Origin of the sequence: Roseicyclus salinarum (assembly GCF_029624655.1) — a bacterium.
Taxonomy (GTDB): domain Bacteria; phylum Pseudomonadota; class Alphaproteobacteria; order Rhodobacterales; family Rhodobacteraceae; genus Roseibacterium; species Roseibacterium salinarum.
The window spans coordinates 11,679-35,919 of the sequence record NZ_JARRSA010000025.1 but is presented as its reverse complement, the minus strand read 5'-3'; the positions used below and the strand labels follow the sequence as shown (position 1 = coordinate 35,919).

Below are 24,241 nucleotides of genomic sequence, written 5' to 3'. Positions count from 1 at the left end.
CGTTGTCATTTCAAATGTCAACGTTGTCATTTCCGGAAATTACCGGCATCAAGGGCGCAGAGCAACGATATGACCAGGTCACGCACCACCTCTGACCGGCCGGACCGGACCCGCCGCGCCACCCTGCGCGACGTGGCGCAGCTTTCCGGCGTCAGCGAGATCTCGGTCTCCCGCGTGATGCGCAACGCGCCCTCCGTGTCCGAGCGGCTCAAGGCGCGCGTCCTCGCCGCCGCGAACGAGCTGGGCTACACTCCCAACCGGCTGGCCGGCGCGCTCAAGACCAGTTCCAGCAACCTCGTCGCCGTGATCGTGCCCTCCATCGGCAACGGCGTCTTTCCCGAGGTTCTGAACGGGATCGAGACCGTGCTGGCGGAGGCGGGGCTGCAGCCGGTACTGGGCATCACGCAATACGACCGCGCGCGCGAGGTGCAGGTCCTGCGCGACATGCTGGCTTGGTCGCCGATGGGCGTGATCATGGCGGGCACCGACCACGAGCCCGCCGTCGCCCGGATGATCGAACAGCACGACATCCCCGTCGTCGAGTTCATGGACATCGACCGCCCTCCCATGCAGGCGTCGGTCGGCATCTCGAACGTCGAGGCGGCGGTGGCGGTGGCCGACCTGCTCGCCGAGCGCGGCTACAGGCGGCCGGGCTACATCGGCGCATGGGCGGAGCGGCCCGACCGATCGAAGGCGCGGCGCCTCGCCTTCGAGGCGCGGCTGGCGGAGCTGGGCATTCCTCTGATCGACAAGGAGATCGCGCAGATGCCGGCCTCGGCGGAGGTCGGCGCGCAGACCACCGAGATCCTGCTGACCCGCTCCCCCGAGATCGACGCGATCTTCTTCGCCAACGACGACCAGGCGCTGGGGGCGCTGTTCTTCTGCCAGCGCACCGGGCGGCGGGTGCCGCAGGACGTGGGGCTCATCGGCTTCAACGGGATCGAGATCGGTCGGGCGACGCCCACGGTCCTCGCAAGCGTGGTGACGCCGCGCTACCAGATGGGCGTCGAGACGGCCCGGCTGCTGCTCGCCGCCGCCGACGACCCCGGCGCGCGGCAGGTGGTCGACCTCGGCTTCGAGATCCGCCTCGGCGAAAGCATCTGAGGCAAGCCCCCTGCCGGGAACAGGGTCCCCGTCATGGCCCTGCACCGCACGTCATGGCCCCGGCATGCCGCGCTTTGCGCCGCGCCCGACCGGAGCCTTCAGAACCGGAACGTGGCGCCCAGCACCGGGCCGCCCATGCTGCCCTCGAACGAAGGGCCGCCCTCCTCGAAGTCGAGGCGGAGATGGCGGTACCCGAAGGACAGGAACAGGCTGTCCATCGCCCGGTAGTTCGCCGTCACCGCCTCCTGCCCGGCGACGAGGTGCACGAAGGCGATGTCCTGCGTCAGCGCGGCGATCCGGCTGACGCTGACAAGCGTGGCGCGCCAATGGCAGACGATCAGACCCGGCGTGACGGCCCGCCCGCCGCAATCGATGACGTCGGCGTCCCCGGGGCCGGTCCCCGCGACCGGCAGCGCGACCACGCGGCCTTCCTCGATCAGGATGTCGCGCCCCGTGCGCATGGCGAGGGTCGTGCCGTCGAAATAGCGAAGGTTGGTCAGAAGCGTGGGCCGCCTGCAAACAACCCAACGACCGCCGGCGTCCCGCCGAGAAACTGCCGGCGCGAGATGTCGGCCTCGATCCGGTCCATGGCCGCCTGCGTCTGGGGCGCCCCGCAAAGGCAGCGGTCGATGCCCGCCGCGCCGCTTTCGATCCTTTCGTAACACGTCATGCACATGGCTCTCGTCACCCCCAAAACCAACCATGCCGCACCAGGTCGAGTGAACCGCGGTCGCGCCCATGCGGCCAAGGGTTTTCCCGAAAGCAAGAGGGCCTGCGCATAATCTGCGTCAATGCCATGCGCGCCTCTTTCTGGTTTCAAGAGAAGGTCGAGGCCCGATACCCGCCATCCCCGGGTCAGGCCAAGGGAGGTCCGCGATGCCCGGCGACCGGAAAAGCGACACGGCCATCGGCCACATCTGCTCGGTCGAGGGCGGCATCGCGGACATCCGCTTCGCGCCCGGCAGCCTGCCCGCCATCGCCAATTGCCTCGAGACCCTCTCGGACCCGCCGATCATGATCGAGGTGGCCGCGCTGCCGTCCTCGGACACGGCGCGCGGCCTCGTGCTGAACCCCACCGCCGACCTGCGGCTGGGCCTCGGGGTGCGCGACACCGGCGCCCCGATCCGCGTGCCGGTCACCGAGAAGCTGCTGGGGCGGATGCTCGACGTGTTCGGAGACACGATCGACGGCGGCGAGCCGTTGGCCGACGCGCCCCGGCAACCGATCCTGCGCCGGCCCGTCCCCCTCGCCCGGCGCCGCGTCGAGAGCACCCTTTTCGAGACCGGCATCAAGGCCATCGACCTGCTCAGCCCGATCGAGCGGGGCGGCAAGGCGGGGCTGTTCGGCGGCGCGGGCGTCGGAAAGACGGTGCTGATCACCGAGATGATCCACAACATGGTCGCCGAGTATCACGGCGTCAGCCTGTTCTGCGGCATCGGGGAGCGCTCGCGCGAGGCCGAGGAACTTTACCGCGAGATGCGCGAGGCGAAGGTGCTCGACAATACCGTGATGGTCTTCGGCCAGATGAACGAAAGCCCCGGCGTGCGCTTCCGCGTTGGTCATGCGGCGCTGACGATGGCCGAGTATTTCCGCGACGAGAAGCGGCGCGACGTGCTGGTGCTGATCGACAACATCTTCCGCTTCGTGCAGGCCGGCTCGGAGGTCTCGGGCCTTCTGGGGCGCATCCCCAGCCGCGTCGGCTACCAGCCCACGCTCGGCACCGAACTGGCCGACCTCGAAGAGCGCATATGCTCGACCCGGAACGGCGCGATGACCTCGGTGCAGGCGGTCTACGTCCCCGCCGACGACTTCACCGACCCGGCCGCGACGCACACCTTCTCGCATCTCTCGGCCTCGATCGTCCTGTCGCGCCGCAAGGCCTCCGAGGGGCTCTATCCCGCGATCGACCCGCTGCAGTCCTTCTCGGGGCTGCTTGCCCCCGGCGCGGTCAGCGAGCGGCACTACCGGCTGGCGCGCGACGTGCGCAACACGCTGGCCGAATACGAGGACCTCAAGGACATCATCGCGATGCTGGGCCTCGAGGAATTGTCCGAGAAGGACCGCGCGACCGTGAAGCAGGCCCGCCAGCTCGAGCGGTTCCTGACGCAGCCCTTTTTCTCGACCGAGGCGATGACGGGCAGCGAGGGCCGCTTCGTGCCGCTCGAGGACACCCTGACGAGCTGCGAGCGCATCCTGTCGGGCGAGTTCGCGGACCGGGACGAGGGCGATTTCTACATGATCGGCGCGGTCGGCGATCTGGAGCGGCGCGAGGGGTCCGATGCGGCTTGAGGTCATCACCCCCGAGCGCGTCCGCCTCGACCGGACCGTGCGCCGCATCGTCGCCGAAGCGCCCGACGGCCATTTCGGGATGCTGCCGCACCACGGGGATTTCGTGACCGAACTGGTGCCCGGCATCCTGCTCTACGATCCCGGCGAGGGGCCCGAGCGCTTCGTCGCGCTGCATTCCGGAACGCTGGTGAAATGCGGCGCGCATGTGCGCGTGGCCGTGCGCGACGCGATAGAGGGCAGCGATCTCGGCGCACTGCGCGAGCGCGTCGAGACGGAATTCCGTCAGCACGACGAACTGGAACGCGACGCGCGCGCCGCGCTGGCCCGTCTGGAGGCCAGCATGTTCCGCAGGTTCCGCGATCTGGAGGCCCGCGGCGCATGAGGCACGAGGACGACGAGACGGGAGAGATCTCGCGCAAGGCGCGGCGCATGGAACGCGCGCGCCGGCAGACCGGGCAGAGCGCGCTTTCGGGCTTCGCGATGTTCGGCATGGTCGGCTGGGCGGTGGCGGTGCCGATGGTGGCCGGGACCGCGCTTGGCGTCTGGATCGACGCGCGCTGGCCCGGCGAGACGTCATGGACGCTCGTGGGTCTGCTGGGGGGCGCGGCCCTGGGGTGCGTCAACGCATGGTACTGGGTTCGCAAGGAAGGACGGGGCGATGACTGAGATCGCGACATGGGGCCTGTGCTTCGCGGCCGGCGCGGCGTTCGGGGCGGCGTATCTGGCGCTGCTCTGGGCGGGCGCGCGGCAGATCGCGGGGCCGCGGCCCGTGCTGGCCTTCGCGGGCCTGGCCGCGGCGCGCGCGGCGCTCGTGGCGGGCGCTCTCACGGGGGCTGCATCGCTCGGCGCGGGGGCCGCCATGGTCCTGTCGGGGCTCGCGGGGTTCGTGGCCGTGCGCATCGCGGCGACGCGGCGGGCCGGGGACCGGGGGGACGCGACATGGAGATAAGCCCCGACGCCCACATCCTCTACGAATGGCAGGGCCTGCGGCTTACCGCGACCGTCGCCTTCACCTGGGTGGTCATGGCCGTTCTGGTGCTGGGGTCCTGGGCGATCACCGCGCGGCTCGGCGAGGGCGAGGTCGTCTCGCGGTGGCAGGTGATGCTGGAGGTCGTCGTCTCGACCATCCGCGACCAGATCGACGAGGTCGGCGCCGAGGATCCCGAGCGCTACCTGCCCTTCATCGGCACCCTGTTCCTGTTCATCGCCACGGCGAACCTTCTGGCCGTGGTTCCGGGCTACGCGCCGCCGACCGGATCGCTCTCGACCACGGCGGCGCTGGCCATCTGCGTCTTGATCGCCGTGCCGCTCTTCTCGATCGCGCGCCGGGGGCTCGTCGCATACCTGTCGACATACGTCCGCCCGACGCCGCTGATGCTGCCCTTCAACATCATCTCCGAGCTTTCGAGGACGCTGGCGCTCGCCATCCGTCTCTACGGCAACGTGATGAGCGGGACGGTCATCGTGGGCATCCTGATCAGCGTGGCGCCGTTCTTCTTTCCCGTCCTGCTGCAGCTGCTCGGGCTGCTGACGGGCTTCGTGCAGGCCTACATCTTCGCCATCCTAGCGATGGTCTACATCGCCTCGGCCAGCCGCGCGCAGCCGGAGGCCGGGACGCCGGAAGCCAAACCCAGGGGAGACTGACAATGGACGCAGCGACGTGGATCGCCATCATCTCGATCGCCACCGCCGGGCTGACCATCGCCATCGGCTCGATCGGCCCGGCGCTCGCCGAAGGGCGCGCCGCCGCGCAGGCCCTGCAGGCGCTCGCGCAGCAGCCGGACGCGGCCAACACCATCACGCGGACGCTTTTCGTCAGCCTCGCGATGATCGAATCCACGGCGATCTACTGCTTCGTCGTCTCCATGATCCTGATCTTCGCCAACCCCTTCACCGGAGGATGATCGCGTGCAGATCGACTGGCTTACCGTCGCCGCGCAGATCGTGAACTTCCTCGTTCTCGTCTGGCTGCTGCAGCGGTTCCTCTACCGGCCGATCACGAACGCGATGCGCCGCCGCGAGGACCGCATCGAGGCGCGGCTTGCCGAGGCGCGGGAGACCCGCGCGAAGGCCGAGGACGAGGCGCGCCGGCTCGAGCGGCGGGAGGCGGACCTGAAGGCGGAGCGCGAGGCGATCGTGCAGGGCGCCCGCGACGAGGCGGAGGCGCTGCGCGCGCGGCTGGAGGACGAGATCCGCGCGGAGACGGAGGACCGGCGGGACGCGTGGCTCGACCAGCTCGACCACGAGCGCGCCAACATCGTGGCCTCGCTGCGCAAACAGGCGGGCCGCAAGGTGCTGCGCGTGGCCGGGCGCATCCTGTCGGACTACGGCGACGCCGACATCGCCGAGCGCGCGGCCGCGAATTTCGCGCAGCGCCTCGAAGGCCTCGATCCCGACACCCGCCAGAAGCTTTGCGAGGCCGCCGCCGGGGGCGACCGGACGGCCCTCGTGCAGACCGGCGTCGCCATCGAAAGCGCCGCGAAGGCGCGGATCACGCGCGCGATCCACGAGGCGCTCTCGACCGGGATCGACGTCGACTACCACGAGGACGCCGACATGATCCTCGGCGTGCGCCTGACCATCGGCGACCACACAGTGGAATGGTCGGCGAAGCGCTACCTCGACCGGCTGGAAGCCGAGCTCGGCGAGATCATCGACACCGACCTGCGCGGCATGGGCCGGACCGGCCCAGGCGCAAAGAAGGACCGCGCCACGGCATGAGAAGGACACCCGACGACTTCGCCGGCGACTTCTTCGCCCCGCTCGAGACCGCGCTCGACCACGTCGCGCCGGAATTCGACGTGGCCGAGACCGCGCGCATCCTGTCGGTCGGCAACGGCGTGGCGCAGGTGGCGGGCTTCACCGACCTTCACGCCAACGAGCTGCTGCGCTTTCCCGGCGGCGTGGTCGGCATCGCGTCGAGCCTTCGGCCAGGCCGCATCGGCGTCATCGTCCTTGGCAGCACCGACAAACTCAAGCCCGGCGACCGGCTGCGCCGCACCGGCCGCGTTGTGGACGTGCCGGTGGGCGACGCGGCCCTCGGCCGGATCCTCGACGCGCTGGGGCGACCGCTCGACGGCGGCAAGCCGCCCGAGGCGCGGGACCGCCGCCCGGTCGAGCGGCCCGCGCCGCCCATCATGCACCGCGATCCCGTGGACGTGCCGCTGGAGACGGGGATCAAGGCGGTGGACGCCGCCGTGCCGATCGGGCGCGGGCAGAGGGAACTCATCCTCGGCGACAGGCAGACCGGCAAGACCGCGATCGCGGTGGACGCCATCCTGAACCAGAGGGACACGGGCGTCGTCTCGGTCTATTGCGCGGTCGGCCAGCGCGCCTCGGCGGTGGCGCGCGTCGTGCGCGACCTGCGCGAGGGCGGCGCGATGGAGCGCACGATCGTGGTGGCCGCGACCGGGGACGAGGCGCCGGGGCTGCAGTTCGTCGCGCCCTACGCGGCGACGACCATGGCGGAGCACTTCATGGAGCAGGGACGCGACGTGCTGATCGTCTACGACGACCTCACGCGGCACGCGCGCGCCTACCGCGAACTCTCGCTGCTGTTGCGACGCCCGCCGGGGCGCGAGGCCTATCCGGGCGACATCTTCTACATCCATTCGCGCCTGCTGGAGCGCGCGACGCATCTGCGCGAGGAGCATGGCGGCGGATCCCTCACCGCGCTGCCCATCGTCGAGACGCAGGCCCAGAACATCTCGGCCTACATCCCGACGAACCTCATCTCGATCACCGATGGGCAGGTCTACCTGTCCCCCGACCTGTTCGAGAAAGGCCACCTGCCGGCCATCGACATCGGACTTTCGGTCAGCCGGGTGGGCGGCAAGGCGCAGCGTCCCGCCTTCCGCGCCGTGGCGGGCAACCTGAGGCTGACCTACGCGCAGTTCGAGGAGCTCGAGACCTTCGCCCGGTTCGGAACGCAGCTCGACCGGGAGACGCGCGCGCGCCTCACCCGCGGCCAGCGCGTCCGCGCCGTGCTGACCCAGAAGGAGCACGATCATTTCTCCGTCGAGGAGCAGATCGCCGTCCTTCTGGCGGCGACCGAGGGGCTTCTGGACGGGACGCACCCCGACGCCCTGCCCGAGGCGCAGGACAGGCTGCGCCGGGTGGTGCGGGACGACCTGCCGGACCTCGCCGCCCAGATCCGGTCCGGCGAGCCGCTGACCGGCGAGCGCCGCGAGACGCTTCTGGCGGCCCTGCGCGACGCCCTCGACGGGAATGGAGGCGCCGATGGAGACGCTTGAATCGCTGTCGGCGATGCTGGAGACGACGGATGACATCCGCTCGATCGTGCGCACGATGAAGTCCCTCTCGGCCGTCAGCATCCGCAAGTACGAACAGGCCGAAGATGCACTTTCGGGCTACGAGAGGACCATAGACCTCGGCCTTGCGGCGCTTCTGCACGATCGCCGCGCGCGGGGCCTTCCGCTGTTGGGCGGCGCGCCCTCCGCGTCCGCGAAGGAGGCGCTGATCGTGATCGGCTCGGACCGGGGCATGTGCGGGCGATACAACGACATCGCCTTCCGCGCGGCCCGCGACGGGATCGGCGCGCAAACCTCCGTGCTGGCCGTCGTCGGCGCGCGCGTCGCGGCGCGGCTGGAGGCGGCCGGACACCGCGTCGACCGCCGGTTCGCCGTGCCGGGAACCGTCGCGGGCATGAGTTCGCTCGTGCAGGGCATCATCATCGACATCGACGCATGGACCCACGGCGAAGGCGTCGGTCATGTCCGCGTCCTGCACAATCGCCGCGAGAAGCGTGCGCGCGCCGTGCCGGTGGACCTCCCCCTGCTGCCGGTCCCCGAAAGCCACCTCAAGCGCCTTCTGGACACGCCTTGGCCGGGACCGGGGCTGCCCTTCTTCCGCATGGATACCGGGCGGCTTCTGTCCCGGCTGGTGCGGCAGCGGCTTTTCGTGGTCCTCTACCGTGCGCTGGCCGAGGCGCTCGCGAGCGAGCACGCCACCCGGCTGGCCGCGATGCAGAGCGCCGAGCGCAACATCGACGAGCGACGCGAGGGCCTGCGCTCGCGCTTCCGCCAAAGACGGCAGGAGACGATCACAAGGGAACTGATGGACCTCGTCTCGGGCTTCGAGGCCGTGAACGCGCCGCAGGAGTGATCCCAGCCCCGAACGGCGCGCCAGCCTTGCGCCCGGCCGTTCCGAGGACGCACTTTCGGGCGCCCCTTTTCCCCGTGTTGCGGCGAATCCGCGGCGGAACGGGCAAGCTGGACCCATCGCACTCGAGTGCATGGGAGACGATCTGATGAACATTCTCGAGATCGGCCTGCTTGCCCTGACCTTCGCCGCCCCTGCCGCTGCCGTTGCCGCCCCCCGGATCGAGGGCCAGCGCTCGCCTCACGAGCCGCGCGCGATCCTCGGCGCGGTGGAGGCGCTGGACCTCTGGCTCGATGCCCATACCGACCTGCCGCGCGCCGGGCCGCTGGCCCGCATCGTGCTGGTGCCGCCCGGCGGGGACATTCGCTACGACGGGCGCACGATGCAGATCCACGAGACGGTGCGGGGCGTCTACGACGCGACCTCGGCGACGATCTACCTCGTGCGGCAATGGTACGGCGAGACGCCGCTCGACCGCAGCGTGCTTCTGCACGAGATGGTCCACCACCGGCAGGAGAAGGCGCGGCACTGGTACTGCCCGCAGGCGATGGAATGGGACGCCTACCAGATCCAGGAGGCGTACCTGAACGCCCATGGCGAGACGGGCGGCTTCAACTGGGCGTGGGTGCTGCTGGCCTCGAGCTGCGCCGTGCGCGACCATCATCCCGACTGAGCTAGAGGCCGAGCCCCCGGCGCCAGTCGGCGAACCGCGCCGTCAATTCCGGCCCGTGTCCGGCCCAGAAGTCGGGGTCGAGCACCAGCGCGCCCTCGACGCGGTCCTCGCTTGTGGGGATGTGCGGCAGGACCGGCACGCCCGTGTGGAACCACGGCTCGCCCGCCGCGATGATCCGCAGCGCCGATCTCCGCATCGGGCCGTAGGGGATCCAGCGCGCCTGCGCGGCCTGCTGCTCGGGCCGGGCCACATGGCGAAGGAAGTCGAGCGCAGCCGCCTCGTTCGGCGTTCCCGCGACGATGACGAACCATTCCTCGTCGAGGATCTGGCCCGCGTGGATCGTGCCGATCCGGGCGGCACCCGCCAGTTCGGCGGCCGCGACGCGGCCATTGTAGGCGGTCGTCATGGCCACCTCGCCCGACCGCAGCAGATCGACCGGCTCTTCGCCCGAGGACCACAGGTGCAGGTCGGGGGCGATGCGGGTCAGGACCGCGAAGGCCCGGTCCTTCCCCTCGTCCGTCGCGAGCACGGCGTAGACGTCCCCCGCCGCCACGCCGTCGGCCATGAGCGCCATTTCGAGATTTGCCTGCGGGAAGGCTGCGATGGCCCTGCGGCCGGGGAACGCCTGCGTGTCGAAGAAATCGGCGACAGAGGCCGGGGCCGCATGCGGGAAGGCGGTCCTGTCGAAGGCCGCGACCCAGGACCAGGTTATGTTGGGCCCGACGCAATCGTTCGGACGCGGGATCACGAGGTCGCCGTCCAGGTCGGCCGGAAAGAGATCGTCGGGCAGCCGCAGGAAAAGCCCCTCCTCGCAGCCGGCGCGCGCGTCATGGCCCAGCACGTCCACGACGTCCCACGCGATCTCGCCCCGCCGCACCTGCGCGCGGATCTCGTCGAGGCCGCCGCGATATTCCAGCCAGACGATCGGGGTCGCGAAGCCCGGCGCATAGGCGTTCCGCTGGCTGGTCTGGTAACTCCCGCCCCAGGTCACGACGCTGAGGCCCTCCGCGCATCCGGCCTCGGCGAGAATGGCGAGGCTTGGCGCGGCGAGCATTGCGAACAACCAGTGTCTGCATCCGTCCATGCCGAGACGTTACGCCCCGACGATCCGCTCGATCAAGCGCGCGCGAGGGCCCGCCCCCGCGCGCGTCACAACAGCCTGACGGACCCGCAGGCCCAGTCGGGCAGAGCGTCCGGCACCGCCGCCGACATGGCCTCGCGCACCGTGTCGGGGAACGGCGCGGACCGTTTCGCGCGGGTGTCGTAGTGCAGGGCCATGCATTCGAACGTCGCGCACTGGTGCTCGCCGCTCCACATGACATGACCGATGTGAAGGCGCTTGGCGTCCAGGCCCAGAACCGTCGTCTCGATCGAGAGCATGGCCGGGGGGCGGACCTCGGCGAGGTAGCGCAGGTGCGTCTCGAGCGTGTAGAGCGCGCAGCCCGTGCGGTCGAAATACTCCGTCCCGATGCCGAACCGATCCTGCAGCCTCCACGTCGCGTTGCTGAAGGGCACGAGGTAGAAGGCCTCGTTGAGGTGGCCGTAGGCGTCGAGCCATGCCTCCTGAAGCGGTTCTTCATGCAGGTGGAACGTCGGCATCGGCGGCACCTTTCGGGTCTGGGACGTGGTCCTCCATGACGGCGGAAGGCTTCGGGCGCAAGGCGCGGACAGGTATCAGGCCGCGGCCGAGAACCCGCCGAGCACGGCGGTCAGGTTGGCGCCCAGCGCGTCCGAGACGTAACCGCCCTCCTGCACGAAGAGGCAGTCGAGCCCCGCGCGCGCGATCCTGCGCCCGATCGCCTCGAAGCCCTTCGAGGTGACGGCAAAGCCCCGGAACGGATCGTCCACATGGATGTCGAGGCCGAGGGCGACGACCAGCGCGTCGGCCCCGAAATCCGCGATCCGCGCCATGGCGATGTCGAGGGCCGCGAGGTAATCCTCGTCCGACGCGCCCCGCGCGAGGGGAAGGTTCAGGTTGCAGCCGAGGCCCGCGCCCCTTCCGCGCTCCTGCGCGTGGCCCCAGAAGAAGGGGTAGAAGCGGTCCGGGTCGGCGTGGATCGACACCGTGAGCACGTCGCCGCGGTCGTAGAAGATACCTTGCGTGCCGTTGCCATGGTGCACGTCGACATCGAGGATGGCGGCACGCCGCCCGGCCGCGCGCAGCCTCTCGGCGGCGACGGCCGAATTGTTGAGAAAGCAGAAGCCCCCGGCGAGATCGGCGAAGGCGTGATGGCCCGGCGGACGGCAGAGCGCGTAGCCGGCGCCCGAGCCGCCGAGAAGCGCGTCCGCGCCAGCCACGGCGCACTGGGCGGAGCTGTAGGCGGCCTCCCACGTGCCCTCGGCGATCGGGCAGGCCGTGTCCGCCTGGTGATATCCCGCCTGCCCCACCGCGGACCGCGGGTAGCCGTCGGTGCGGTTGGCGGGGTGGATGTTGGGTATGACCTCGTCCCCCGCCCCCTCGATCCTGCGCCAGCGGGTATGGATGGTGCGAAGGAAGGTCAGGTATTCCGGCGTATGGACCGCGGCGATGGGGCCGAGGCCCGCGTCGCCTGGCGCCTCCAGGACGCATCCCGCAGCCTCCGCGCCCTTCGCGAGGATGTCGATCCGCCCGGCCACCTCGGGGTTCGGCAGGAGGGCGCCGTTCGCCATGAAGTGCCGCGGCCGGTGGAGTGACTGGCGGGGGTCGAGAAAGGCCCTCATGCGGTCTCCTCCAGAAGGTCGAGCGCGTCCTCGTCGAGGGCAAGCAGCGACAGCCCCTCCATGCGCCGGAAGCCGAGGCGCCTGTAGAACTCGTGCCCCGCGTCGTTGGCGTCGTGGGCCATCAGCCGAAGGAAACGCGGGCGGCCCCAGACCTCGGCGGCGTCGCGCCGAACGGCCGCCAGAAGCTGCCGTCCAAGGCCCTGCCCGCGCATGGACGCATCGACCCAGAGGTCGTTGACGAACAGGCCGGTCCCGCCCTGGATCGTCGAGAAGACCGGCGAGGCGAGCAGGATGCCGACACAGGCCCCGTCCGGTGTCATGGCGATCTCGATGCAGCTCGAAGGGGCGTCCCCGAAGCTGCAGGCCTCGATATCGGCCGCCACGACGCGGTAGGGATCACCCAGATGCGCGGCGAGGGCGCGCAGGGCGGCATCGATCAGGTGAAGATCCTCGGCGGTGGCCCTTCGGACCTGGACGCGATCCTGCATCGGTCAGACCGCCGTCCGGTCGGCGCCCTTGAGATCCAGCATCGCGCGGGCCTCGGCCGGGGTGGCGGGCTCCCGGCCGAGGTCCTCGACGATGCGCCGGATCTTGGCGACCTGTTCGGCGTTCGACCGGGCGAGCTGGCCGCGCGCGATGGTCAGGCTGTCCTCCAGCCCGACGCGCACGTGCCCGCCCATCGCCGCCGACATCGTGACGAACGGCATCTGGTGCCGCCCCGCCGCCAGCACGGAGAAGGCATAGTCGGCCCCGAAGAGCTTGTCGGCGATCAGCTTCATGTGGGTGAGGTTCTCGGGGTCGGCCCCGATGCCGCCCAGCACGCCGAAGACGAACTGGATGAAGACCGGCGCGCGCACCAGCCCCCGGTCCATGAAGTGGCGCAGCATGTAGAGATGGCCGACGTCGTAGCATTCGAACTCGAAGCGCGCGCCGCGCTCCTCGCCCATCTCGGTCAGGATGCGCGCGATGTCGCGGGGGGTGTTCTTGAACACGAGGTCGTCTGAGTTGCGCAGGAACGGCTCCTCCCAGTCGTGCCGCCATTCGGTGATGCGGTCGGCCGCGGGGTAGAGCGCGAAGTTCATCGTCCCCATGTTGAGCGAGCACATCTCGGGCTCGGCCCGCTTGGGTGCGGCGAGGCGCTGATCGAGCGTCATCACCGCGCTGCCGCCGGTCGAGATGTTCAGGACCGCGTCCGTCGCCTGCTTCAGGCGCGGCAGGAAGGCCATGAAATGCGCCTCCTCGGCCGAGGGACGCCCGGTTTCGGGGTCGCGGGCATGGAGATGCAGGATCGACGCCCCGGCCTCGGCGGCCGCCAGCGCCTGCTCGACGATCTCGTCGGAGGTCACCGGCAGGTGCGGCGACATCGAGGGCGTGTGGATCGAGCCGGTGACGGCGCAGGTGATGATGATCTTGGACATGGCGATCGGTTCCGTCAGGCGCTTCGCGGCAGGTTGGGACGGATTTCGTCCATGAACTGCCGGAGCGAGCGGTCCAGCATCTCGGCGATCTCGTCGAGTTGCGGCTCGGTCACGATGAGCGGCGGGCAGACGAGGACGTGGTCGCCGTCCACGCCGCCGCGTGTGCGGCGCGAATAGACGATCAGGCCGTGCTCGTAGGCGATCTGCACGAACCGGTCGAAGGCCCTGAGGTCGGCCGGAAGCGGGGCCTTGGTGCGGCGGTCGGCCATGAACTCGAAGGCCATCAGAAGGCCCTTGCCCCGCACGTCGCCGATGACGGGGTAGCGCTGCATCAGCGTCTCGAGGCGCGCGCGCAGCGCCTCGCCCATCCGCTCGGCATTGCCCACGAGGTCCTGCCGTTCGATCTCGTCGAGCACGGCCGCCCCGGCAGCGCACGCCAGCGGGTTGCCGGCATAGGTGAACCCGTGCTGGAAGCCGCCCGCGTCCAGCACCGGCTCGACGAGGCGGGAGTGCGCCACCATCGCGCCGAGGGGGACGTAGCCGGCGGCGTAGCCCTTCGACAGGACGATGATGTCGGGCGCGATCCCCCAGTGCTCGGAGGCGAGGAAACGGCCCGTTCGCCCCGCGCCCGTCATCACCTCGTCGAGGATGAGAAGGATGCCGTAGCGGTCGCAGATCTCGCGCACGCGCTCCATGTAGCCCATGGGCGGCACCAGCGCGCCGGTCGAGGCGCCCCCGACCGGCTCCACCATGAAGGCGAGCACGGTCTCGGGCCCCTCCTCGAGGATGCGCGCCTCGAGCATGTCCGCGTAGTGGTGTCCGGTCGCCGCGTCGTCGGGGTCGAGCCCGTCGAGATAGGCGCGTGGCGCCGGCACCTTGGGCATGGCGCGCATCATCGGGTCGAAGGGCGCGGTGAGCGGCCCGTAGCTGGTGATGGCGAGCGCGCCCAGCGTGCAGCCGTGATAGGAGGGCGCGCGGCTGATCACCTTCCAGCGCTGCGCCTGGCCGGTCGCGATGGCGTATTGCCGGGCGAGCTTCATCGCGCTCTCCACCGCCTCCGAACCGCCAGAGACGAAGAACACGCGGTCGAGCCCCTCGGGCGTCAGCCCGGCCGTGCGCGAGGCCAGCCGCTCGGACGCCTCGGTCTCGAAGTGCAGCCGGTAGCCGAAGGTCGCGCGCTCCATCTGCTCGCGCATCGCGGCGAGCACGTTCTCGTTGGAGTGGCCGATGTTGCAGACCATCGCGCCGGACGAGCCGTCGAGATAGCGCTTGCCGTCGGTGTCCCACATGTAGACGCCGCGCGCCTGGTCGAGCACGGGCTTGCGGCCCCGGCCCTGGTAGAAGAGGTGGCTGGCTGGACGTTCGCTCATGGCGTCACGCTCCGGGAAGCGCCGCGCAGTCGCGCGGACGGAAACGGATCTGGACCGACGCGCCTTCCGCGAAGGGCCGCTCGTCGATCATGTTGATGGCCTGAAGCTGCCGCCCGTCGGGCGTGCGGACGAAGTAGCGCACGGCCTGTCCCTGGTAATCGACGGTCTCGACCGTGGCATCTGCCGAGATGTGCCCTTCGGGCACCGCGCCGGGCGGGGCGAGCTGCAGTTTCTCGGCGCGCAGGACCAGCTTCGCGGGCCCCTCGCCGCCGAGGTTGGGCGCCTTGCCGGCGGGAACGGGGACGGTGCCGAACAGCTCCGCCTCCAGCATGGCGGTGCCGTTCGCGCGCGAGACGCAGCGCGCGGGCAGGATGTTGGAGGCGCCGAGGAAATTGGCCACGAATTCGCTCGCAGGGGCGTTATAGACCTCTTCGGGCGGGCCGACCTGTTCGACCCGTCCGTTCGACATCACCACGATCTGATCCGACATCGCAAGCGCCTCGGACTGGTCGTGGGTGACGAAGATCGATGTCACGCCGATACGGTGCTGGATGCGCTTGAGCTCCACGCGCATGTCCTCGCGCAGGTTCGCGTCGAGCGCCGAGAGCGGCTCGTCGAGGAGAAGGACGTCGGGCTCGATCACGATGGCTCGGGCCAGCGCGATGCGCTGCTGCTGGCCGCCCGACAGCGCCGAGGGATAGCGCGCGCCGACGTCGGGCAGCTGCACGAGGTCAAGCGCGTCCTGCACGCGCCGCGCGGCCTCGTCCCGCGCCACGTTGCGGTAGCGCAGGCCGAAGCCCACGTTCTCCGCGATCGTCTTGTGCGGGAACAGCGCGTAGTTCTGAAACACGATGCCGAGGTTGCGCTTGTGGATCGGCACGTCGGTCACCTCGCGGCCCTTGATCGCGATGCGGCCGCCGCTGGGGTCCAAAAGCCCCGCGATCATGCGCAGCGTCGTCGTCTTGCCGCAGCCTGACGGCCCCAGAAGCGTGACGAACTGCCCCTCGGGGATCTCCAGCGACATTGGGTGCACGGCAGTGAACGTGCCGAACTTCTTCTCGATATTGGTCAGGGTGACGGCGCTCACGGGCGTTCTCCGGCTGGAGGGGGCGGGCGGCCCCGCTGATGGGGCCGCCCCTGTCGTCGTGGTGCTCAGTATCCGCGCTGGACGCGGCTGAAGGTCTCGGACCATTCCTGCTCGTTGCCGTTCCAGTAGGCCGGCGAGGCGAAGGTCAGCCCGTCGAGCGTGCCGGTGGGGTCGAAGGCCGGCAGCGTCGGGATCTTCGCGCCAAGATCCACCTGCTGGGGATCGAGGGCGGGCGGATAGTTCTGCCCCTCGGCCACGGCGATCGATGTCTCGGGTGCGAGCATGAAGTTCAGAAGCTCCTCGCAGGCCTCCATCGGGGAGCCGGCGATGACGAACATGCACTCCTGCCAACCGAAGCCGTTGGGCGGGTCGATATAGCCGATGTCGTGCCCCTGCTCCTGCAGCGCGTAGATCCGGCCGGACCAGCCCTCGGTGACGTAGATCTCCTCCTCGGCGAGCAGGCTCATCAGCTCCGCCCCCGACGTCCAGTAGCGCAGCGCGAGGTCGCGGTGGGTGCGGATCGCGTCCCAGACGGCCTCCATGTCCTGGATGTCGTTGGGATCCTGGTCGGTCTGCAGCGCGCCGTACCAGATGCGCGTGCGCCAGTCGGACCACCCGCCGATCTTGCCCTCGTATTCGGGGTTGATCAGCAGGCGCGCGCCCTGCGCCTGCGCCTCCTCGTCGGAGATGTAGGCGCGGTTGTAGGCGATGCCGGTGGTCCCGTAGTCGTAGGGCACGCACGACAGCGTCCCGTCGGTCACGTCGCGGAACACCTGCGTGAGCTTGGGGATCACGAGGCCGAGGTTCGGGATGTTGTCCTCGTTCAGCACCGAGGACAGCCCGAGATTGTGGTAGCGCGCATAGTCGAACACGCCCGAGAGGTGGGCGATGTTGAACTCGCCGGGCTGGCTGGTGCGCACGCGGGCGAGGTATTCGTCGGCGCCGCCGAAGGTGCCGTCCACGACCTCGATTCCGGTCGCCGCGGTGTAGGGGTCGAAGGCGTGCTCGCGGAACGCCTCGGACACCACGCCGCCCCAGCCGTCGAAGCGCACCTGCGTGACCTCCTGCGCGTGGGCGTGGCGGGCGAAGGGCGTCTGAACGCCGTAGGCCAGTCCCGCGGCGCCGATCAGGCCGAGGAAGGTCCGCCGGTCGAGATCGCCGTTGCGATAGCGCTCCAGAAGGCGCTCGTAACGTTTGCTGTTGTCCATGTCGTCGGTCTCCAGGGTTTGGGGGTCGGGGGTTTCGTGGTCAGTCGGCCTGCCGCCTGATCCTGCGAAGCGACAGCCAGCGGGAAATCGCCATGCCGAGGATCGGCAGCCCCGCGGTGATCAGGATCATCAGGGTGCCGAGCGCGTTGATCTCGGGCGAGATCGAGTTGCGCAGCATGGCGAAGATCTGCGTCGGCACCGTCTCCAACCCGCCGGGCTTCCAGAACAGCGTGCCGGTGATGTCGTCGAAGCTGATCGTGAAGGCGAACAGCGCCCCGGCCGCGACGGCGGGCGTCAGAAGCGGCAGGGTGATCGCGAAGAAGGTCTGCACGGGCGAGGCGCCCAGGCTTATCGCGGCCTCCTCCACGTCGCGGCGGATGCCCATGAGGCGGGCCTGCACCACGAGGATCACGAAGGGCAGCGTGAAGATCACGTGGCCCAGCAGCAGGAGCGTAAAGCTCTTGTGCATTCCCAGGAACTGAAGGAACAGCAGAAGCGCCACGGCCAGCACGACCTCGGGCACGAGGATCGGCGCGATGAGGATGGTGGAGATCGTGTTGCGGAACGGCACGTTGTAGCGCACGAGCGCGAGGCTCGCGAGGACGCCCAGCGTGGTCGAAATCGCCGCCGTCAGAAGCCCCAGCACAAGCGAGGTCCGGAGTGCGCGCAGGATCGCCTGGTTCCCGAACAACTCCTCGAACCAGCGCAGCGAGAGGCCGGTCATGGGAAAGCTGCCGAACTGGCTGTCGTTGAAGCTGAGCAGCATCACGACGGCGATGGGCAGGAACATGAACAGGTAGACGAGGACCGTCCACGCCTGGATCGCGCGCCATCCCATCAGCGCAGCCCCTTCATCAGCTGGCCGAGGCCGAGGAAGTGGTTGTAGACCATCACCAAGGCGCCGAGGACCGCCAGCAGCAGAAGCGAAAGCGCGGCGCCGAGCGGCCAGTTGAGCTGGGTGATGATCGCCTCGAAGACGAGGTTCGCGAACATCGCGTCGCGCGGCCCACCGAGGACCGCCGGCGTGATGTAGGTGCCCGCCCCGAGCACGAAGCACAGGAGGCCGCCGGCCGCGAGGCCGGGCAGTGACAGAGGCAGGACCACCTGCAGGAACGCCTGCCATTTCGTCGCCCCGAGCGACCCGGCCGCATCCTCGAGCGTGCTGTCGATGCCCTCGAGGCTGACGTAGACGTTCAGCACCATGAAGGGCAGCAGGAAGTGCACGAGGCCGAGGATCACCGTCGTCTCGTTGTAGAGCATCTGGATCGGCTCATCGATCAGCCCGAGCCACAGGAGCGTGGAATTGAGCGCGCCGGACGTGCCGAGGATGTAGATCCAGCTCATCGTGCGGATGATGTAGCTGATCCAGAAGGGCAGCATCAGAAGAAGCAGCAGGAACACCTTGTTGCCCCGCGCCCGCGCGATGAAATAGGCCGCCGGATAGCCCATCAGCGCACAGACGACGGTGGTGATCGCGGCGATCTTCAGGGTGTTGAGAAGGATGTCGCGGTAGAACCGGTCGGTCAGCGCGTCGGCCCAGTTCTCCAGGTGGAAGCCGGGCTCGACGTCGCCCACGGACGTTCTCAGCCAGAAGGAATAGACGAGGATGAAGACGAGCGGCACGAACAGCAGCAGCGTGATCGCCGTCAGGCTGGGTGACAGCAGTATCCACGGCTGGCGCGCTTCACGGGCCTCGATCGACATCCAATTCCCCGGCTTGTCCCCGCGCGAGGATGTGGAGCCGCGCCTCATTACTCAAATAGTTAATTGGTATTCCGATTATTGATGCTATCAATGGGCATGGACCGACACTCGCTCGACGCCGAACGGACCCTCCGCGAACTCGACTGGAACCTGCTCCATACTTTCGTGGTCCTCGCGCAATCGCGCTCCGTCACGGATGCCGCGCGCAGGCTGCGCCTTCAGCAGCCCTCGGTCTCCTCGGCGCTCAAGCGGCTGGAGGACCGGGTCGGGCGCAAGCTCATCGACCGCGCGCCCGGCCGCTTCCGGCTGACGGCCGCCGGAGAGCTTCTCTATGCCGAGGCGCTCGAGATCCAGGGCGCGGTGCTGCGGCTGACCACGGTGCTGCGGCAGACGACCGACGAGGTGAGCGGGCATGTGCGCATCGCCGTCGCCTCCCATGTCGTCTGCCCCCTCTTCGACGAGGCGCTCGCCGAGTTCCACGCCGAACACCCGGCGGCCACGTTCCAGATCGACGTCATGACCAGCAACGCCGCCATCGCCGCGGTCGAGGCGCGCAGCGCGTCCTTCGCCATCTGCCTCGTGCGCGACCGCAACCCGAGGCTGGAATACAGCCGCCTCTACCGGGAGTTCTTCGGCCTGTTCTGCGGCCCCCCGCACACGCTGTTCGGCCGCCGGGACCTGACCCGCGCCGACCTCAAGGGGCGCGCGTCGGTCAGCTTCCAGACCGACAGGCTGGAAGACGTCCTGAAACCCGTGGCGCTGATGCGCGCGGCGTCCGATCTCGGCGCGCACGTGGTGGGCACCTCGAGCAACCTCGAGGAGGTGCGCCGCATGATCATCGCGGGGCTCGGGATCGGCCCGCTGCCGCTACATGTCGCGGCCCGCGACGTGGCCGAGGGGGAGTTGTGGCAAGTGCCGCCCTACGACAACCTTCCCGCGATCGACGTGCACCTGCTGTGGAACCCCCGCTCCAAGCTGAGCCGGGCGGAGAAGATCATGCTCGAGGTGTTGAAGCGGAAGATCGAGGCGACCCCGATCGAGCGGCGGACCTACACCTGAAACCGGGCCGGGGCTGGCGGACATCGCGATGGCGCGCGTCGATGCGGGCCGCTTGCGGGGGCGCGGAGCAAGACATGTGACCGCCAGCCCCTCCCCCGCCCGCCGCGCGTGAACCGGCGCCTTGCTTCGCCGCCGACGCCAGGGGCCTATCTTGGGTGCGGGCCGCCGGACCGGACCGGACGGTCACGCCCAGGGCCGAAGCCGCCTAAAGCCCAACCCCTTCGGCCACGGTGTCTGGCAGGGAGGTGGCGAGGGCTGTCGATGCGACGACGGGATCGCGATGCGGAACCAGGGCGGCGGTGCCATCCCGCCCCCGGCTCGCCGCCGGTCCGCGCGCCCGGGCTCATGTCCAGTCGGGCCCTGCCACCGTGACCGGCGGCCCCGCCGCCTCGATGTCGCGTCCGGCGGCAAGCACGATGTCCTCGCGGAAACGGGGGCCGATCAGCTGGACGCCGACAGGCCGCCCGCTGGCCGCGCCTGTGGCGACGGCCAGCGCCGGCAGGCCGATCGCCGGGATCCCCCGCTGGGTCAGCTGCGCCTCGTAGACCTGGCCGAAGGCGGCGTCGGACGCCACGTCGAGCTGCTGATCGAAGGGCAATTCGCCCGAAACGGGGCACAGCACCACCGGACGCTCGCGCAGGAACAGCTCCCATTGCCGGACCAGCGACACGCGCGCTTGCAGGGCCTCCATCAGGGTGCGGAACCCGACCTCGCCCGCGCGTTCCGACATCCTCGCGAAGACGAACTGCGCGTCCGCCTCGGCCTCGCGGTCCAGCATGTCGCGCATCCCGAACTGGGTTTCGGCCATCCACAGGCAGGCGTTGATCTCGGCGGCATGCCGCATCGGCGGGCACTCCACCTCGTCGACCGTCCAGCCGGCGTCCCGCAGACGGTCCGCCGCCTCCACCAGCGCCGCGCGCACCTCGTCGCAGACCGGCATCCCGTCCGGGGCCGGCGCGAGAGCGGCGCGCCGCGGGAAATCGGCGCCGCCGATCGGCGCGCGAACGTACCACGGGTCACGGGCATCGGGCGCGGACATGGCCGCGAACGCGATCCCGAGGTCCTCGACGCTTCTTGCGATCGGCCCGGAGACGGCCATGAGCTGCGCGCCGATGAAGCGGTCGGGCGCGCTGGAGTTGTACGCCGGGACGCGACCGACGGTCGGACGCAGCCCGTGCAGGCCGCAGGCGTAGGCGGGATAGCGGATGGAACCCGCGATGTCGGTCCCGTGGCCGAGCGCGCAGACCCCCGCGGCGACGGCGGCGGCGGTGCCGCCCGACGACCCGCCGGGCGTGATCGCCCTGTCGCGGGGGTTCAGCGTCTGGCCGTGCAGGTCGTTCCTGGTGAACCAGCGCAACGAGAAGGCAGGCGTGTTGGTGCGCCCCACGATCACCCCGCCCGCCTTGCGGATGTTCGCGACCACGGGGCTGTCCTCGGTCGCCACCAGGCCTTCCAGAAGCTTCAGACCGTTCGTCGTGGCATGGCCCTTCTGGTCGACATTGACCTTGATCGTGACCGGCACCCCGCAGAGCGGCCCCGGATCCTCGCCGCGGGCGATCGCCGCGTCGACCTCGCGGGCGGCCGCGAGCGCCTCGTCGGGGAACTCCTGCACCACCGCGTTGATCCGCGGGTTCACGCTCGCCAGCCTGTCGAGATGGGCCTGCGTCACCTCGGTCGCGGACATCCGCCGCGCGCGCACGTCCGCCGCGATGCGGCTTGCCGTCAGTTCCCACGTCTGCGTCATGGATGCGACCCTTCTCCCTCATGGCTGCGCAGAGCTTCACAGCTGGACGCGGGAATGTCGACGGTCCCGCCGCCGCCGCGCCCGACGAAACCCGCCGCGCATCCGTGGATCCCGGTTTCATCCGGTGCTTCAATCGTCCCGAAATCGGGCAATTGTCGCCATTCTATTGCCCTCAAGTTGCATCAACCTGTTCGCGGAAGGACAGGGCTTGCCGGGAATCATGAGATGCAGACCGTCGCGATCAGACCTCAATCGTCCATCCTGCCGAGGGGTGTCCCGGCGGGCGTGATCGTGTCGTTTCGGGGCAAGTCGCCCTGGATCGCCATGAAGAGCGGGGCCAGGCACCTCCAATCCGACCAAAAGGGCGCCGTCGAACTCGCGAAGGATCCCGGGGTTCTCGACCGGCTTCGTTTCCTGCTCGACGCCTGACGCGCGCGGGACCCGGCCCCGAACGACGCCGGCTCCTCGTTGCCAAGGTCTACAAAAGGTTGTCACGACCGCGCGCATTTCCATTTCCAGTTGAAAACAGGCTTACCTAGCGGCAATGCCGCATCGTTTCGCCATTCGGCGTGACAGCAGATGGAGCCCTGGAATGACCGGATGGCGCGTGGCGGTTCTGGCGACGATGGTTCCCGGTGTCGCGTTCGCGGCGGGACCGGGTGGCGTGGCTGAGGGGTTCGGCGGTGACGACTGGCTGTCGAAATGGCCGCTTCTCGCGATCGTCCTTTTGAGTGTCGTGGTCTGTACGACCTATCTCACCATACTGATGGTCAGGGGCCGGAGAGCGGCGCGGAAGAGCGGCGAGGGATGAAACGTGCAATTCTGGGCGCCGCCGTCGGGTCGTGCGCCTTCTGGGCGACAGCGCCCGCGATGGCCTTCTGCGGTCTTTGGGACGCGCCGGTCGCATTGGGGTTCGACGCCGGAGCGTGGGGCGAGAAGTGGCCGGTTCTGGCCGCCATTCTCTTGTTCGTCGGCGCCTTCAGCAGCCTCGTGCTGAGGCTGCGCGCGCGCATCGGCGCCCTCGGCGCGGACGCCTGAAGCCATGGGCGAACTCGGTCGCAAGCTTCGGCGGTTCTTCCGCTTCGAAGGCGTCAGCCTCGATGTCGTCCTCGTCACTGCGGCGATTTCCTACGTTTTGCAGATCAACGCGATCGTGGGCGACGAACCGCTCTACATGATCGCGTTCTACACGCTCCTGCCGTGGATCCCGCTCGCGCTGTTCGAGGGGATCTGGAAGGTCAAGAACTACTCCATGATCGCGGTGCTGGGGCTTTTCACGGTCCTGCAGGTCGGCCATTTCTCCGAGCACCTGATCCAGGTCATCCAGCTCAACGTGATGAACGGCACGGTGGCCTGCCCGCCGCCCGTGGACACGATCGAGAACGCCATGCGCGCCGCAGAGCTCGGCCTGCGCGACGCGGCGGTCGAGCCCAGCTATTACTCCACCGCGCGCATCGCGCAGGCGGGGGCGGACGGGCTGCCGCGGCTGGATGCGGCCGGCGGATACATCATCGGGCCTGCGGCCTGCGCGGTCTTCGGCCAGCTCGACCTCGGGGTGGTGCACCTCGTCTGGGAGCTGGTCGGCTATTTCGGCACCGGTCTGGTGCTGCTGTGCTTCCCGCGCAACATCTGGCTGTTCGTGGCGCTGCTCGCGCTCAGCTGGCACGCCCTCGAGCACCTCACGATCACCTATTTCTATTACTTCGAACAGGCCGAGCTGTGGCCGGGCTTCCGGCAGCTCTGGGCGACCGTGCCGGTGGAGGGCAACATCTACATGGCGGTGCCCGCCGGGCAGGAAGCCGCGATGCTCAACTTCTACGAGGCGGGCGGTCGGTTCGGCCTGATGGCCAACAACGGCCTGTTCGAGCAGCTCACCGGCTTCGACGGGATGCCCGGCCGGGCCGAGCTTCACATGGGCTACAACCTCGCCATCACGATCCCGACGGTGATCGGCTTTCTCGTGGAGCTCAGGAACCTGCGGTCGCGCTACCTCGAGATGGCATTCTCGGAGATGTCCCTCGAGGACATCTCGCGCCTCTCCACGAAGGTCGACGACGTCTCGTTCTCCCGCGGGGACGTCATCCTGCGCGAGGGCGATCCCGCCACGCACTGCTTCCTGATGAAGGAGGGGCGCGTCGCCATCTACATCGACTACGGCGGCCCGCAGGAGCGCAAGATCGCCGAGCTTCGCGATGGCGCGCTTCTGGGGGAGATGGGGCTGATCGAGGGCAAGCCGCGCTCCGCCACGGCGGTCGCGCTCGGCCCGGTGGGATGCCTCAGGATAGACGCGGCCACCTTCGCCGACCTGATGAACCCCAACGAGGGCGAATTCCGGTCGGAGGCGACGATGAGGCAGGTCCTGAAGATCGTGGAACTGCGCCAGACCACGTGACGGCGCCCGCCTCCGAAGGCGGGCGCGCGCGCCGCATCGACGCTCGGCCCGCCCGGCTGGCCCTAGGGTCCCGCGCGGCCTCCACCGCCATTTAGGCATCCGAATCAATGATTTTCATTGGATTTGCAAAGGTTGGCGACCGCGGCAATTAAATTGAGCAACCGCGAACAATCCGGGCACGGGGTGTCATGGGTTGCAACCTAAGGCTGTATGTGGGCTGCCATTGAACCGTCTGGATTGTGAAATGCTTTACCCAACCTTAAACAATGAAGGGTCTCGGGGCATGGGGGTATAGGCAAGGTCGCAAGCATCGCGGCTGGAACCGGCCTGATCAGGCAGGGTTCCCGGAATTGTCCGACCGCGTTTCAGCAG

General features: G+C 69.3%; 29 protein-coding genes. 16 read left to right on the top strand and 13 right to left on the bottom strand.

Features of this window, described 5'->3' with window-relative positions; genetic code table 11:
• The first annotated feature begins 69 nt into the window (after positions 1–69).
• Positions 70–1,104, top strand: a complete 1,035-nt coding sequence (locus P6F26_RS14985; RefSeq protein ID WP_278029506.1) for a LacI family DNA-binding transcriptional regulator — start codon at positions 70–72, stop codon at positions 1,102–1,104.
• A gap of 98 nt (positions 1,105–1,202) precedes the next feature.
• Here the strand turns inward: P6F26_RS14985 and P6F26_RS14980 are convergent, their stop codons facing one another.
• Together P6F26_RS14980 and P6F26_RS14975 are read right to left on the bottom strand one after the other, a co-directional pair.
• A complete protein-coding gene (locus tag P6F26_RS14980; protein WP_278029505.1) occupies positions 1,203–1,565 on the bottom strand; it encodes a hypothetical protein in 363 nt (120 codons plus the stop codon).
• Between the two features lie 35 nt (positions 1,566–1,600).
• Positions 1,601–1,774, bottom strand: coding sequence for a hypothetical protein (locus tag P6F26_RS14975; protein WP_278029504.1), 174 nt, complete (start codon positions 1,772–1,774; stop codon positions 1,601–1,603).
• Positions 1,775–1,980: 206 nt separating this feature from the next.
• Between P6F26_RS14975 and atpD the strand changes: the two genes are divergently transcribed.
• From atpD to P6F26_RS14925, 10 genes are all read left to right on the top strand, one after another.
• On the top strand, positions 1,981–3,393 hold the full coding sequence (gene atpD / locus P6F26_RS14970; RefSeq protein ID WP_278029503.1) for a F0F1 ATP synthase subunit beta: 1,413 nt from the start codon (positions 1,981–1,983) through the stop codon (positions 3,391–3,393).
• On the top strand, positions 3,383–3,775 hold the full coding sequence (locus P6F26_RS14965; protein WP_278029502.1) for a F0F1 ATP synthase subunit epsilon: 393 nt from the start codon (positions 3,383–3,385) through the stop codon (positions 3,773–3,775). The genes atpD and P6F26_RS14965 overlap by 11 nt, the downstream gene beginning before the upstream one ends.
• Positions 3,772–4,059 (top strand): AtpZ/AtpI family protein, encoded by a 288-nt coding sequence (locus P6F26_RS14960; protein ID WP_278029501.1) that lies wholly within the window; start codon positions 3,772–3,774, stop codon positions 4,057–4,059. The genes P6F26_RS14965 and P6F26_RS14960 overlap by 4 nt, the downstream gene beginning before the upstream one ends.
• Positions 4,052–4,342 (top strand): N-ATPase subunit AtpR, encoded by a 291-nt coding sequence (locus P6F26_RS14955; RefSeq protein WP_278029500.1) that lies wholly within the window; start codon positions 4,052–4,054, stop codon positions 4,340–4,342. Before P6F26_RS14960 ends, P6F26_RS14955 begins: the two co-directional genes overlap by 8 nt.
• The gene (locus tag P6F26_RS14950; RefSeq protein ID WP_278029499.1) at positions 4,333–5,037 is read left to right on the top strand and encodes a F0F1 ATP synthase subunit A; all 705 of its coding nucleotides are present in this window, start codon (positions 4,333–4,335) and stop codon (positions 5,035–5,037) included. The genes P6F26_RS14955 and P6F26_RS14950 overlap by 10 nt, the downstream gene beginning before the upstream one ends.
• A 2-nt stretch (positions 5,038–5,039) precedes the next feature.
• Positions 5,040–5,297: a F0F1 ATP synthase subunit C gene (locus P6F26_RS14945; protein WP_278029498.1), complete on the top strand. Its 258-nt coding sequence runs from the start codon at positions 5,040–5,042 to the stop codon at positions 5,295–5,297.
• 4 nt (positions 5,298–5,301) lie between these two features.
• Entirely contained in the window at positions 5,302–6,114 is an 813-nt protein-coding gene (locus tag P6F26_RS14940) for a F0F1 ATP synthase subunit delta (protein ID WP_278029497.1), read from the top strand.
• Positions 6,111–7,646 (top strand): alternate F1F0 ATPase, F1 subunit alpha, encoded by a 1,536-nt coding sequence (locus P6F26_RS14935; RefSeq protein WP_278029496.1) that lies wholly within the window; start codon positions 6,111–6,113, stop codon positions 7,644–7,646. The genes P6F26_RS14940 and P6F26_RS14935 overlap by 4 nt, the downstream gene beginning before the upstream one ends.
• The gene (locus P6F26_RS14930) at positions 7,633–8,517 is read left to right on the top strand and encodes a F0F1 ATP synthase subunit gamma (RefSeq protein ID WP_278029495.1); all 885 of its coding nucleotides are present in this window, start codon (positions 7,633–7,635) and stop codon (positions 8,515–8,517) included. The genes P6F26_RS14935 and P6F26_RS14930 overlap by 14 nt, the downstream gene beginning before the upstream one ends.
• A gap of 145 nt (positions 8,518–8,662) precedes the next feature.
• Positions 8,663–9,187 (top strand): DUF6647 family protein, encoded by a 525-nt coding sequence (locus P6F26_RS14925; protein ID WP_278029494.1) that lies wholly within the window; start codon positions 8,663–8,665, stop codon positions 9,185–9,187.
• Position 9,188: 1 nt separating this feature from the next.
• On the opposite strand, the gene P6F26_RS14920 is transcribed toward P6F26_RS14925, so the two are convergent.
• From P6F26_RS14920 to P6F26_RS14875, 10 genes are all read right to left on the bottom strand, one after another.
• On the bottom strand, positions 9,189–10,241 hold the full coding sequence (locus P6F26_RS14920; RefSeq protein WP_278029493.1) for an extracellular solute-binding protein: 1,053 nt from the start codon (positions 10,239–10,241) through the stop codon (positions 9,189–9,191).
• Positions 10,242–10,336: 95 nt separating this feature from the next.
• The gene (locus P6F26_RS14915) at positions 10,337–10,786 is read right to left on the bottom strand and encodes a thioesterase family protein (protein WP_278029492.1); all 450 of its coding nucleotides are present in this window, start codon (positions 10,784–10,786) and stop codon (positions 10,337–10,339) included.
• Between the two features lie 75 nt (positions 10,787–10,861).
• Positions 10,862–11,887 (bottom strand): histone deacetylase family protein, encoded by a 1,026-nt coding sequence (locus P6F26_RS14910; protein ID WP_278029491.1) that lies wholly within the window; start codon positions 11,885–11,887, stop codon positions 10,862–10,864.
• A complete protein-coding gene (locus tag P6F26_RS14905; RefSeq protein WP_278029490.1) occupies positions 11,884–12,375 on the bottom strand; it encodes a GNAT family N-acetyltransferase in 492 nt (163 codons plus the stop codon). The genes P6F26_RS14910 and P6F26_RS14905 overlap by 4 nt, the downstream gene beginning before the upstream one ends.
• Positions 12,376–12,378: 3 nt before the next feature.
• Positions 12,379–13,305 (bottom strand): 3,5-dioxohexanoate:acetyl-CoA acetone transferase, encoded by a 927-nt coding sequence (kce, locus tag P6F26_RS14900; protein WP_278029489.1) that lies wholly within the window; start codon positions 13,303–13,305, stop codon positions 12,379–12,381.
• A gap of 14 nt (positions 13,306–13,319) precedes the next feature.
• Entirely contained in the window at positions 13,320–14,675 is a 1,356-nt protein-coding gene (locus P6F26_RS14895; RefSeq protein WP_278029488.1) for an aminotransferase family protein, read from the bottom strand.
• Between the two features lie 4 nt (positions 14,676–14,679).
• Positions 14,680–15,762: an ABC transporter ATP-binding protein gene (locus tag P6F26_RS14890; protein WP_278029487.1), complete on the bottom strand. Its 1,083-nt coding sequence runs from the start codon at positions 15,760–15,762 to the stop codon at positions 14,680–14,682.
• Between the two features lie 65 nt (positions 15,763–15,827).
• Complete coding sequence (locus tag P6F26_RS14885) at positions 15,828–16,970, bottom strand: extracellular solute-binding protein (protein WP_278029486.1); 1,143 nt, start codon at positions 16,968–16,970, stop codon at positions 15,828–15,830.
• A gap of 40 nt (positions 16,971–17,010) precedes the next feature.
• On the bottom strand, positions 17,011–17,808 hold the full coding sequence (locus P6F26_RS14880; RefSeq protein WP_278029485.1) for an ABC transporter permease: 798 nt from the start codon (positions 17,806–17,808) through the stop codon (positions 17,011–17,013).
• On the bottom strand, positions 17,808–18,674 hold the full coding sequence (locus P6F26_RS14875) for an ABC transporter permease (RefSeq protein WP_278029484.1): 867 nt from the start codon (positions 18,672–18,674) through the stop codon (positions 17,808–17,810). The genes P6F26_RS14880 and P6F26_RS14875 overlap by 1 nt, the downstream gene beginning before the upstream one ends.
• A 90-nt stretch (positions 18,675–18,764) precedes the next feature.
• Here P6F26_RS14875 and P6F26_RS14870 point away from each other — a divergent pair, with 90 nt between their 5' ends.
• A complete protein-coding gene (locus tag P6F26_RS14870; protein ID WP_278029483.1) occupies positions 18,765–19,733 on the top strand; it encodes a LysR family transcriptional regulator in 969 nt (322 codons plus the stop codon).
• 343 nt (positions 19,734–20,076) lie between these two features.
• Here P6F26_RS14870 and P6F26_RS14865 read toward each other — a convergent pair whose 3' ends face one another.
• Entirely contained in the window at positions 20,077–21,477 is a 1,401-nt protein-coding gene (locus tag P6F26_RS14865) for an amidase family protein (protein WP_278029482.1), read from the bottom strand.
• Positions 21,478–21,702: 225 nt separating this feature from the next.
• On the opposite strand from P6F26_RS14865, the gene P6F26_RS14860 reads away from it, so the two are divergent.
• From P6F26_RS14860 to P6F26_RS14845, 4 genes are all read left to right on the top strand, one after another.
• On the top strand, positions 21,703–21,906 hold the full coding sequence (locus tag P6F26_RS14860; RefSeq protein WP_278029481.1) for a hypothetical protein: 204 nt from the start codon (positions 21,703–21,705) through the stop codon (positions 21,904–21,906).
• 163 nt (positions 21,907–22,069) lie between these two features.
• Positions 22,070–22,288, top strand: coding sequence for a hypothetical protein (locus P6F26_RS14855; RefSeq protein ID WP_278029480.1), 219 nt, complete (start codon positions 22,070–22,072; stop codon positions 22,286–22,288).
• Positions 22,285–22,515 (top strand): hypothetical protein, encoded by a 231-nt coding sequence (locus P6F26_RS14850; RefSeq protein ID WP_278029479.1) that lies wholly within the window; start codon positions 22,285–22,287, stop codon positions 22,513–22,515. The genes P6F26_RS14855 and P6F26_RS14850 overlap by 4 nt, the downstream gene beginning before the upstream one ends.
• Positions 22,516–22,519: 4 nt before the next feature.
• The gene (locus tag P6F26_RS14845; protein WP_278029478.1) at positions 22,520–23,869 is read left to right on the top strand and encodes a cyclic nucleotide-binding domain-containing protein; all 1,350 of its coding nucleotides are present in this window, start codon (positions 22,520–22,522) and stop codon (positions 23,867–23,869) included.
• Positions 23,870–24,241: the final 372 nt, after the last annotated feature.